Origin of the sequence: Vibrio sp. CCB-PB317 (assembly GCF_022808245.1) — a bacterium.
In the GTDB taxonomy this organism is placed as follows: domain Bacteria; phylum Pseudomonadota; class Gammaproteobacteria; order Enterobacterales; family Vibrionaceae; genus Vibrio; species Vibrio diabolicus.
In genome coordinates, this window is sequence record NZ_JALGNU010000002.1 from 774,213 (window position 1) to 785,955 (window position 11,743).

Consider the following 11,743-nt stretch of genomic DNA (forward strand, 5'->3'; position numbering starts at 1 on the left):
TAATGTTTGGAAGATTAACTCTTGATTCAGTTCCATTCCACGAACCTATTATCGTCATCACCTTAGCGGTTGTGGCGCTGGTTGGTTTAGCCGTAGTTTACGCGGTAACTAAAGCCGGAAAGTGGCAATATTTGTGGAATGAATGGTTTACTTCAGTAGACCATAAAAAACTTGGCTTCATGTACATCGCAGTAGCGATGGTGATGCTTGTTCGTGGTTTTGCTGACGCAGTCATGATGCGTAGTCAGCAACTCCTTTCTTCTGCGGGTGAAGCAGGTTACTTGCCACCGCATCACTACGATCAAATTTTTACTGCCCATGGCGTGATCATGATCTTCTTCGTAGCGATGCCATTGGTTATTGGTCTGATGAACATCATCGTGCCATTACAGATTGGTGCGCGTGACGTAGCTTTCCCGTATCTGAATAACTTGAGCTTTTGGCTGTTTGTTGTTGGTGTCATTCTAACAAACATGTCTCTCGGCTTAGGTGAATTTGGTCGCACCGGCTGGCTAGCGTATCCGCCGCTTTCAGGTATTGAGGCCAGCCCAGGAGTCGGGGTCGACTATTGGATTTGGGCGCTGCAGATATCAGGTGTCGGTACGACGTTAACAGGCGTGAACTTCTTCGCGACCATTTTGCGTATGCGTACACCGTCTATGCCAATGATGAAGATGCCAGTTTTCACTTGGGCGTCTCTGTGTGCAAACATTTTGATCATCATTTCATTCCCAATCCTAACGGTGACTATCGCTCTGCTAACGCTGGATAGATACCTAGGCATGCACTTCTTTACCAATGATCTTGGCGGCAACGTAATGATGTACGTCAACCTGATTTGGGCTTGGGGCCACCCAGAAGTGTACATTTTGATCTTGCCAATTTTTGGTGTGTTCTCAGAGGTCACCGCAACCTTCTCACGTAAAAAGTTGTTCGGTTACACATCGCTAGTTTGGGCTACCGTAGTTATCACGATTCTTGCGTTTGTCGTTTGGCTACACCACTTCTTTACGATGGGATCTGGCGCGAACGTAAATGCCTTCTTCGGTATTGCCACGATGATTATTTCTATCCCAACAGGGGTGAAGATCTTCAACTGGCTATTCACCATGTACAAAGGCCGCATCCGCTTTACGACGCCAATGATGTGGACGGTGGGCTTCCTGATCACCTTTACTGTTGGTGGTATGACAGGCGTACTAATGGCTGTTCCGGGTGCAGATTTCGTTCTGCATAACTCAGTATTCCTGATTGCTCACTTCCACAACGTTATCATCGGTGGTGTGGTGTTTGGATGTTTCGCTGCGATCACTTACTGGTTCCCGAAAGCGACAGGTTTCACCATGAATGAAACTTGGGGCAAACGTGCGTTCTATCTTTGGATTATTGGTTTCTTAATGGCGTTCCTACCGCTTTACGCGTTGGGCTTTATGGGGATGACTCGTCGTTTAAGCCAAGACATCAACCCTGAATACTTCCCACTGTTGTCGATTGCCGCAGCAGGTACGGTTGTGATTGCACTGGGCGTATTGTCTCAGTTCATCCAAATTTACGTGAGTATCCGCGACCGCGAGCAAAACCGTGACCTAACTGGTGATCCGTGGAGTGGTCGTACTCTTGAGTGGGCAACATCGTCTCCACCGCCGTTCTACAACTTTGCACACCTGCCAAAAGGTGATGTGCTGGATGCCTTCTGGTACCAGAAACAAAGTGGCGAGTTCGATCCAACTAAAGAAGTGGAATACGAACGTATTCATATGCCAAAAAACACGGCAACAGGCATCTACGTGTCGGCTTGGTCGCTCCTATTTGGCTTCGGCATGATTTGGTACATCTGGTGGCTAGCGGCAGCAAGTTTGGTCGGTATTATCGTGACGTGTATTCAGCACAGCTACAACGATGACGTGGATTACTACGTGGAAGTTGAAGAGATCAAAGCAATTGAGGCCGAGCGTCGAGCTCAGCTTGAAGAAGCGAAGAAAAACTCAGTGAAAGACAGCGAAAGTAAAGATGATCTGGAGGTGACGTATGCAAACTAATATCGCAGCACATCACGACCATGATCACCACCATGACACGAATGGCAACAAGCTATTTGGCTTCTGGGTTTACCTGATGAGTGACTGTGTACTGTTTGCGACCTTGTTCGCGACATACGCTGTGCTGTCGAGCAATTCAATTGCGGGCCCAACAGGTAAAGACATTTTCGAACTGCCATTCGTGTTTGTCGAAACCATGCTGCTGCTGTATAGCAGTATCACATTTGGTTTTGGCATTATCGCGATGAAGCGCAACAACGTTGCTGGTCTCAAACGTTGGATGTTAGTAACGTTCGCGCTTGGTCTTGGCTTTATCTGTATGGAGGTCTATGAGTTCCATCACCTGATTGAAGAAGGCTATGGCCCACAAACAAGTGCATTCCTATCGGCATTCTTTACGTTGGTTGGTACGCACGGCCTGCACGTAACCTTTGGTCTGATTTGGTTGGCGGTAGCATATCACCAACTGTCGACGAAAGGTCTGAACGACAATATGGCAATGCGCTTTAACTGCTTAAGCCTATTCTGGCACTTTCTAGATATCGTTTGGATTTGTGTCTTTACCATCGTTTACTTACTGGGGGTAATGTAATGGATCAACATGTAGAAACCAGTGCGTCAGATTACGTGAAAGGCTTTATTGCCTCACTGATTCTGACGGTAATTCCGTTCTACTTTGTTTGGACGAAATCATTACCAGATACAACGACCTATGCGATTCTATTTGGATGTGCATTAGTGCAGATATTTGTTCACTTTAAATACTTCTTGCACATGGAAACAAAAACATCCGACGGACGTTGGAACCTTGTATCACTGATGTTTACCGCCATTGTTGTACTTATCCTTATCGCTGGCTCGGTATGGATCATCTACAACATGAACGTCAACATGAAGTTGTAGGCCAAGGTATGCTGAAAAGTTATTTGTCTATCACCAAACCGGGCATTATTTTCGGCAACCTGATTTCTGTTGCGGCGGGGTTCTTCCTCGCCGCAAAAACAGAACCAGCCAGTCTAATGTTGTTCGTTACGACGTTAGTTGGGGTTGGGTTAGTCATCGCTTCAGGTTGTGTGGTGAATAATATTTTCGATCGTGATATCGACCAAAAGATGGCACGTACACGAAATCGTGAAACAGTGAAAGGCAACATCAATATCGATATTGCGTTTGTTTATGCACTTGCTTTATTGCTGGTAGGCACCGCACTGTTATTTATCCGAGTGAACCCACTATCCGCTGTCGTCGTTTTGCTTGGCTACGTGTATTACGTGTTCTTTTACACGATGTGGTACAAACGTAACTCGGTGTATGGAACTTTAGTGGGAAGTATTTCAGGCGCAGTTCCGCCATTGGTGGGTTACTTGGCGGTAACAAACTTCATTAGCTTGGAAGCGATTTTACTCTTTACCATGTTCTGTCTCTGGCAAATGCCGCACTCGTATGCCATTGCCATGTTCCGCATGCAAGACTACCGAGAAGCCGGGATTCCCGTATTGCCAGTTAAAGAAGGCATTCATAAAGTGCATCGACACATGAAAGCGTATGTCGTGGCGTTTGGAGCAGTATCGCTGGGGTTATTTTTACTTGGTGAAGCCGGGTATGGATACTTAGCGGTTGCAGCGGTCGTTTGCTTTATGTGGACGAAAGTGACCTTTCGCAGCATTGATGACAGCAACTACATCGCTTGGTCAAAGTCGGTGTTTAAAGTCTCACTGCTAGTGGTGATGGGGATCAGTGGTGTACTAGGATTAGAGCTTATTCCGTTGCCATTTATTTATTGAGTTTGAAATTCTTTAATATCACTTCCATGTAGCTCCTATTCTGAGAGCTACATGCTTTGCTAGACTCGAATTCATGCCTAAAAGAGATAATATGATTATCCCTTTTAACTATGGTCGTGGTTCATGTTTCGTCGTTTTACTCTTCTTTCAATTGTTGCAATGTCTTCATGCGTATTAGCCCAAGTTCCGTCCTCGGTTAGCTCCGTGGAAACTTATCGCGTTGGAGATATTCTTGTCAGGCTTATTATCCACAACATGGAGATTAATCCAGTGATTGAAGTCGATACAATTAATCGTTCAGATTATGAAATAAATGATGTATTTCGAGTTTCCTCCATTTCTCTAGATAATGAAAAACTGGATTTCAACCAGAGTGCTGGCGTTTTTGTAGAAGAGTATGGAGAGCGTGATAATAAAGTATTTTTCGTGTTTGATTACTTTTACCTACATGGGGGAGGAAGCGTTCTTGTGGATTGTGAAGTCTCATTCGAAAAAGAGAAGATCTTACCCCCAGAATGTAGAGTGAAGGTAAACTGAGAAATCGGCCGAGTTGCTTTGCTTACAAGCTTATCTCACTAAACCTTAATCCAGATTAAAGTTTTGTCACCCACGAGGCATTAAGGTGCGCCTGTAGTTTGCAGGTCTCACGGGTTCAGAGAAGGAACAGCCATACGTTGTGTATCGCTGTTCCTTTTTTGTTCTTGGTTACTTGGGAAAAGATAGAACCATAAAGACAACATTAAGAGGACTGGTTTTGAGCATTTTGTTTTCCGAAGCCCGCATTGGCAACATGACCCTAAAGAACCGTTTTGTGCGCAGCGCAACGTGGGAAAACATGGCGACTGAAAATGGCCACATGACGGATAAGCTTTACGATATTTACGAAGAGTTGGCGAAAGGTGAAGTGGGTCTAATTGTTACCGGTTATGCCAATATCGTGGAAGAAGAGAAACCCAACGCTGGGATGATGGGGATCTACAACGACTCTTTTATTGAAGAATACAAAAAGCTAACAGAGCTAGTACATCAACACGATTCTAAAATCGTAATGCAAATTGCTTACGGCGGAACCAAAACCACCTACAACGTCGGTGAGCGTGTCATCTTCGCTCCGAGTGACGTGCCTGAGCGTGGCACGAATACGCAAGGCAAAGCGATGACTAAGGACGAGATCGATTACATCGTAAAGGCATTCGCATTGGCGAGTAAACGTGCTCAAGACGCTGGTTTTGACGGCGTAGAGATTCATGCGGCACACACTTACTTAATTAACCAGTTTTTAAGCCCGTACTATAATCGTCGCGAAGACGAATACGGTGGTAGCTTAGAAAATCGCATGCGTTTCCTTTTAGAAATCTTTTCTGAAACCAGAAAGCTGGTTGGGAGCGAATTTCCCATCCTCGTTAAACTGACGGCAACAGAGTTCTTTGACGGCGGTTTAACGTTCGATGAAACTCGCGTCGTCTGTAAGAAACTTGAAGAAGTAGGCGTTGATGCGATCATCGTATCTGGCAATGTTCACGGCAAAGCAAACGAACTTGTTGGTGAAACGTTCGATGGTTATACACTACAAGAAGAAGGTTACTTTCACGAATATGGGCACGTGATCAGTCAGGACGTTAACATACCGGTGATTACTGTCGGCGGATTGAGTGACATTGATGCGATTGAGAAAATTGCAGAAAACACAGATATCCAATTTTTCGCTGTGTCACGTCCTTTATTGGCTGAGCCTCAGTTAATAAAGCGCTGGAAAGAGGGTAATCGAGCGCCAGTGGATTGCGAACGTTGCTCAAAGTGCCGTACCAAACGTGGTAACTTTTGCGTAGTGTATAAGAACCGAAATCGTCGTAAATAACCCACCTTAAGTGACGGTATGTCACTGATTAATAATGCAATAGTCTTCTAAAATACTAAGAAGGCTATTCTATTTAATTCAATATCACTGCCTCTAACGGCTATTCACTATTCGCAGTCCGAAATATTTTTATAATCCTATTTAATTGATAAATAAAGGTAATATAATTAATTATTAAAAATATTAATTATAAGACAAAGTTTCATATCTGAAACTAAATTGCATTCTAAACTTACAATGAACTTATTAATAATTAGGTGCGAGTGTCACGCAGGGTAAAGAATACAGAAGGTGCTTTGAGGTGCGGTATCATTGCGATAACTATCTGATTTTTATAACTGTGTTTCAGCTTTATCGAACCCAAGAGAGTAAGGGAATTTGTGACCCTGCGGTATCGTTACTGTGGGGCCTTGTTTATTTGCTGAAAATAGCTACTCAAACGTCACGTTTAATTGTGAGGGACTTGTATTAGCTTGTCGTTGCATTGTGCTTTGCAAGCCTCATGTAAAACGTGAGAGGCAACTAATATGAATAGTCTAGAAAATGCAACCATTGAACACTTCAAAAATCAATTTCAGGGTGATGTTGTTTTGCCCGGAGATCCTACGTACGACGAAGTTCGTCAAATCTGGAATGGCATGATAGATCGCAGTCCCGGTGTTATCGCTCGCTGCAAGTCTGCCGATGATGTCGTGATGGCGGTTAACTTTGCTCGGGATAACAATCAGCTACTTTCGGTCCGAGGTGGTGGGCATAATATTGCGGGCAATGCGGTTTGCGATCATGGTGTGATGATCGACTTGTCGCTTTTGAATCATGTTCAAGTGGATGAAAGCGAAAGAAGGGCTTTCGTTGAACCTGGCTGTACGTTGGCTGATGTCGATGAGGCCACACAAAAATATGGATTAGCAACGCCTGTCGGCATTAATTCAACCACGGGAATTGCGGGGTTAACGCTTGGTGGTGGTTTTGGTTGGTTGAGCCGAAAATATGGTATGACGATAGACAACTTGGTCTCTGCAAATGTCGTAACTGCAGATGGTCGTCAACTGCTCGCGAATGAGACAGAAAATGCCGATTTGTTCTGGGCGTTACGTGGGGGCGGCGGTAACTTTGGTATCGTTACGCGTTTTGAATTCCAGCTACATCCTGTCGGTCCAGAGGTGTTAAGTGGTCTCATTGTCTTTCCATTTGAGCAAGCGAAATCCATTATCACCCAGTTTGCGAAATTCACTGAGTCGGCCCCTGATGACCTAAGTGTCTGGATGGTGAGTCGGAAAGCGCCGCCACTCCCATTCTTACCTGAAAGCGTTCACGGTAAAGAAGTAGTTGTACTCGCGATATGTTATGCGGGTGACCCGGCTGAAGGTGAGAAGTTAATTGCACCGTTGAGAGAGTTTGGTGATGCACATGGTGAGCACGTTGGTGTACAGCCATTTGCGGCGTGGCAGCAAGCGTTTGATCCATTGCTTACTCCGGGCGCACGTAACTATTGGAAATCGCACAATTTTAACTCGTTAAGCGAAGGTGTGATTGATGCAGCGATAGAATACGCAGGTAAGTTACCATCGCCTCAGTGTGAGATTTTTATCGCCTCTCTTGGCTGCGCTGCCTCTAGACCTGAGCCCGAGTCTATGGCTTATTCTAGCCGTGATGCAAACTATGTATTAAATGTACATGGAAGATGGGATTTAGCAGAAGATGATGAAGCTTGCATCAGCTGGGCAAGGGAATTTTTTGCCAAGACTAAGCCCTATGCAAGTGGCGGAGCGTATATCAATTTCCTTACACAAGACGAAGCTGAACGTACAGAGTCTGCCTACGGTCCAACCTTTGCGCGTTTACAAGCAGTGAAGAAGATGTTTGATCCAAATAACTTGTTCAGAATGAATCAGAATATCAAGCCAGAATAAGTGCAATAAGAGCGTCGTCATTTCATATGACCGGATCTGTCACTTAATATCAAATAACAGTGGCTCTAAAATCTAATGGAGCCACTGTTAGCTAAAACCTTCGAACTACGTCTCTTCATCTTGATAGTTTAGATAACGTACACACAAATCATGAAACGCTTTTGCTTGAGGCGAGATCGTGCGGTCGGTCAACGTAAAGATACCAATTTGCCTTTCAAGCGGTGGATCGATAAGTGGGATCCAAACCAAGCGTGTTTCATTGGTTGGGAAAGCAAGCTTCGGTAGGGTCGTGACACCAATCCCAAGTTCTAAGACAGAAAACAGCGAAGTGATATTCTCGACCGAATAGAGCGCTTGCTCACTCAGTGCTCTGGCTGGGGTTGGATCGAGAAGCGTACAGGTGCCGTTACGAATAAAAGGTTGTTCGAGCAAAGTTTGCCACTCGATTCCCTCTGTTTTATTGGCAATCGGGTTATCTTTTAAACACACCACGCCAATGGGGTCGGACAACAGCGGTGTAAAGTCAATGCCGCCCTCATCAAGGTGAGAGGGGTTACCGAGCGCCAAGTCGACTTCACCGGAGAGTAAGCGAGCCTCGACGCCCGCCGCGTTATCATCGATCAAGCTTACTTCTACATTTGGATACTGCTCGCAAAAGGCACCCAACACGCTCGGGATGAGTTTCGCTGCAACAGAAGGAACGCTCGCAATTCGCACTCTCCCTTGCTGTCCGGCCGCGGCAGCTTTGAGATCGTTGTCCAGCGCACTGTAGATATTGAGAAACTGAACCACCTTGGGCAAACAAATCTCACCAAAAGGCGTTAATTTGGTTTTGTTGCCGGGCTCAAACAGCGTTTGTCCTAGCATTTTCTCTAGCTCTTTTATCGACGTGGAGAGCGCAGCCTGAGATCGATTTGCACGATGTGAAGCGGCTCGAAACCCACCTTCCTCGACTACCATCACAAAATGCATTAATTGTTGAAGCTTAATACTCATCCCTAATGCCTCTTAATCCCTTTATTTACGTTATTCTCAATGAGGTGATAAGTTTTATTTATCAAATGTAAAAAAATTACCGTTAGATTTATCGCCTGTCAATGTGCATCATTTAACTATATTGAAACAAAGCTGTTACAAAGGTTGAAAGGCACGTGAATACTCCTACTAAAAAACACCCAGTTAAAACCAGTCTATTTGCTTCTAAAGCGCCGCTTGAATGGGCGATAGTCAACAACGGAACCCTGTATACGGCTCAAATTCCTATTGATGACACAGGCGCGGTTGTGGAAGGCGGCATCGAAGCACAAACACGTCAAACCTTTAACAATCTCATTCATACCCTGGAGTGTGCAGGGGAGTCTTTGGACTCTGTATTGCAGGTCCTGATTTACGTGACCGACAGAGAATACTTAAAAACCGTTAACCAAGTGTACGCGGAATATTTTGAAGCGCCGTACCCAAATCGCGCCGCCATGGTGGTTGCAGGGTTAGCACGAGAAGAAATGTTGGTGGAGTTTGTCGTCTACGCGTCGGCAAGCCAACCAGAATAAATCCAACAAGAATAATTGAGATCAGTGAGTGGGTGGCTTGCCATCACAAATCGGAAGAACAAGGAAAGAACCATGACTTTTATTAACAATGTTCAAGCAGAAAAATCCCTCTACATAGCAGGTGAATGGCAATCGGGCATGGACACCATCGCCAATATTAACCCTTCTGATATCAGCGAAAACATAGGCGATTTCGCACAAGCGAGTGTGTTGCAAGTAGAGCAAGCGATTCAAGCGGCTAAATCAGCGCAGCCAGAGTGGGAAAAAACACCAATCGAGCGTAAACAAGCAGTGCTGCAAGCGATTGGTGATGAGCTCATTGCACGATGTGACGAATTGGGCACCTTGCTTTCGCGTGAAGAAGGCAAGCCATTTGCTGAAGGTCGAGGTGAGATTTACCGTGCTGGCCAATTCTTCCAATATTTTGCTGCTGAGGTACTGCGTCAAATTGGCGATAACGCTGCTTCCGTCCGTCCAGGTGTCTCCGTTGAAGTTACTCGCGAAGCCGTCGGCGTTATCGCCATTATCTCTCCTTGGAACTTCCCAACAGCAACAGCGGCTTGGAAAATCGCGCCAGCACTTGCGTTTGGCAACAGTGTCGTCTGGAAGCCTGCCAACCTAACTCCAGCAAGTGCCGTTGCACTGACTGAGATTATCCATCGCCAAGGTTTACCTGCTGGCACGTTTAACCTCGTTTTGGGTAGCGGTTCGCAAGTAGGTAATACCCTTATCAATTCGAAAGACGTGAACGGCGTTAGCTTCACTGGTTCTGTGGACACTGGCCGTAAAGTTGCAGCGGCTACGGCACCAAACTTTGTGCGTTGTCAGCTAGAGATGGGCAGTAAAAACGCGCTCGTAGTGGCAGATGATGCAGACATTCAAGTTGCCGTTGAAGCCACAATCGCAGGCTCATTCTCGGGTGCGGGTCAAAAATGTACTGCGTCTTCTCGTCTTGTGGTTATGGACGGAATTCACGACGCGTATGTTGAAGCGCTAATCAAACGCATGAGCGAACTTAAAGTGGGTCACGCGCTGGAAGAGGGCGTATTCATGGGTCCTGTTGTTGATGGTAACCAGCTGAATGCGAACTTTGAATGGATCGAAAACGCTCGCCAAGCGGGCGCAGAGCTGGCTTTCGGTGGTGAGCGTCTGAGCCTAGAGCATGACGGGTACTACATGTCACCAACCCTGTTCTTGAACACACAAAACAGCTGGGAAGTGAACCAAGAAGAAGTCTTTGCACCAATGGCAAGCGTGATTCGCGTTTCTGATCTGGATGAGGCAATTGCGGTCGCGAACGATACGCGCTTTGGCCTGACAGGCGGCATTATCACGCAAAGCCTGCGCAATAGCGCGATCTTCAAACAGCAAGTCCAAACGGGCTGCGTCATGGTTAACTTGCCAACTGCGGGTACAGATTATCACGTCCCATTTGGTGGCCGTAAAGAATCTAGCTTTGGCCCTCGTGAGCAAGGTCAGTACGCCAAAGAGTTCTACACCGTGGTGAAAACCGCTTATCAGCGCCCTTACTAAGAACAGCAGGGTAGCTGATGGTGTCAGCTACCCGCACTGAAAGGCTAAGAAATTGTTTAAGGAGTGGTTATGTACCAACAACGGATTGTGATTGACGGATTGCAGTACTGCAATTGGGATCGAGAGTACTTCCAAACGCTTAAGGCGAGTGGCATTACCGCCGTTCATGCCACCATCGTCTACCACGAAACTGCGCGCGAAACCTTAACGCGTTTTGCTGAGTGGAACTTGCGCTTCGAGCAAAATGCGGACCTCATCATGCCTATTTATTCAATGGCAGATGTAGAAAAAGCCAAAGCAGAAGGCAAAGTCGGCATCTTCTTCGGCGCGCAAAATTGCTCACCAATTGATGATGAAATTGGCCTGATTGAAGTGATGCGCCGCCAAGGTCTGCTGATCATGCAACTGACCTACAACAACCAAAGCTTACTGGCGACAGGTTGTTACGAACAAAACGATTCCGGCGTAACTCGCTTTGGTAAGCAAGCGATTGAAGAGATGAACCGAGTCGGGATGATCATTGATATGTCCCACAGCGCGGAGCGTTCAACGTTGGAAGCTATCGAGCTCTCTTCGCGTCCAATTTGTATCAGCCATGCTAACCCGACATTTGCGCATGACGCACTGCGTAACAAGTCCAACACCGTGATCAAAGCACTGACGGAGCGCGGCGGTTTGATTGGATTCAGTTTATATCCGTTCCATTTGCCAAATGGCAGCCAGTGCACGCTGGATGATTTCTGCCAGATGGTTGCGAAAACCGCAGACATGTTTGGCGTTGACCATTTAGGTATCGGTAGCGATTTGTGCTTAAACCAGCCGCAACAAGTGTTGGAGTGGATGCGCAACGGTCGTTGGTCAAAAGCGATGGATTACGGCGAAGGTTCGGCAAGTAACTCGGGATGGCCAGATGCGCTGCCATGGTTCTGCGGCAGTGCAGGGATGGAGAACATCTACAACGGATTAATGCGTCACGGATTCAGTGAATCTGAGGCAGGAAAAATATTGGGTGAAAACTGGTTCAACTTCCTCAAAGAAGGATTAGAGCCTATTTCATAGTACTCCC

Annotated in this window: 11 protein-coding genes; 10 read left to right on the forward strand and 1 reads right to left on the reverse strand. The window is 46.1% G+C overall.

Features of this window, described 5'->3' with window-relative positions; translation table 11 throughout:
* The first annotated feature begins 2 nt into the window (after positions 1-2).
* The 7 genes from cyoB to MTR11_RS12650 all read left to right on the forward strand — a co-directional run bounded on the left by cyoB (position 3) and on the right by MTR11_RS12650 (position 7,594).
* Complete coding sequence (cyoB, locus tag MTR11_RS12620; protein WP_243327755.1) at positions 3-2,039, forward strand: cytochrome o ubiquinol oxidase subunit I; 2,037 nt, start codon at positions 3-5, stop codon at positions 2,037-2,039.
* Positions 2,029-2,631, forward strand: coding sequence for a cytochrome o ubiquinol oxidase subunit III (gene cyoC, locus MTR11_RS12625; protein WP_243327756.1), 603 nt, complete (start codon positions 2,029-2,031; stop codon positions 2,629-2,631). Before cyoB ends, cyoC begins: the two co-directional genes overlap by 11 nt.
* The gene (gene cyoD, locus MTR11_RS12630) at positions 2,631-2,942 is read left to right on the forward strand and encodes a cytochrome o ubiquinol oxidase subunit IV (protein WP_012842490.1); all 312 of its coding nucleotides are present in this window, start codon (positions 2,631-2,633) and stop codon (positions 2,940-2,942) included. Before cyoC ends, cyoD begins: the two co-directional genes overlap by 1 nt.
* On the forward strand, positions 2,903-3,823 hold the full coding sequence (gene cyoE / locus MTR11_RS12635; RefSeq protein ID WP_243327758.1) for a heme o synthase: 921 nt from the start codon (positions 2,903-2,905) through the stop codon (positions 3,821-3,823). Before cyoD ends, cyoE begins: the two co-directional genes overlap by 40 nt.
* A gap of 123 nt (positions 3,824-3,946) precedes the next feature.
* Positions 3,947-4,360: a hypothetical protein gene (locus tag MTR11_RS12640; protein ID WP_243327760.1), complete on the forward strand. Its 414-nt coding sequence runs from the start codon at positions 3,947-3,949 to the stop codon at positions 4,358-4,360.
* Between the two features lie 217 nt (positions 4,361-4,577).
* Positions 4,578-5,681, forward strand: coding sequence for an NADH:flavin oxidoreductase (locus MTR11_RS12645; RefSeq protein WP_243327761.1), 1,104 nt, complete (start codon positions 4,578-4,580; stop codon positions 5,679-5,681).
* 527 nt (positions 5,682-6,208) lie between these two features.
* Positions 6,209-7,594, forward strand: a complete 1,386-nt coding sequence (locus tag MTR11_RS12650) for an FAD-binding oxidoreductase (protein WP_243327763.1) — start codon at positions 6,209-6,211, stop codon at positions 7,592-7,594.
* Positions 7,595-7,699: 105 nt separating this feature from the next.
* On the opposite strand, the gene MTR11_RS12655 is transcribed toward MTR11_RS12650, so the two are convergent.
* Positions 7,700-8,590 carry a LysR family transcriptional regulator gene (locus MTR11_RS12655; protein ID WP_005390962.1) on the reverse strand — a complete coding sequence of 297 codons (891 nt, stop codon included), beginning with the start codon at positions 8,588-8,590 and terminating at the stop codon, positions 7,700-7,702.
* Between the two features lie 155 nt (positions 8,591-8,745).
* Between MTR11_RS12655 and MTR11_RS12660 the strand changes: the two genes are divergently transcribed.
* From MTR11_RS12660 to MTR11_RS12670, 3 genes are all read left to right on the forward strand, one after another.
* Positions 8,746-9,144: a RidA family protein gene (locus tag MTR11_RS12660; protein ID WP_005375789.1), complete on the forward strand. Its 399-nt coding sequence runs from the start codon at positions 8,746-8,748 to the stop codon at positions 9,142-9,144.
* A 72-nt stretch (positions 9,145-9,216) separates the two neighbouring features.
* Positions 9,217-10,677: an aldehyde dehydrogenase family protein gene (locus MTR11_RS12665; protein ID WP_243327764.1), complete on the forward strand. Its 1,461-nt coding sequence runs from the start codon at positions 9,217-9,219 to the stop codon at positions 10,675-10,677.
* Between the two features lie 69 nt (positions 10,678-10,746).
* Complete coding sequence (locus MTR11_RS12670) at positions 10,747-11,736, forward strand: membrane dipeptidase (protein ID WP_006742451.1); 990 nt, start codon at positions 10,747-10,749, stop codon at positions 11,734-11,736.
* The last annotated feature ends 7 nt before the right edge of the window (positions 11,737-11,743 follow it).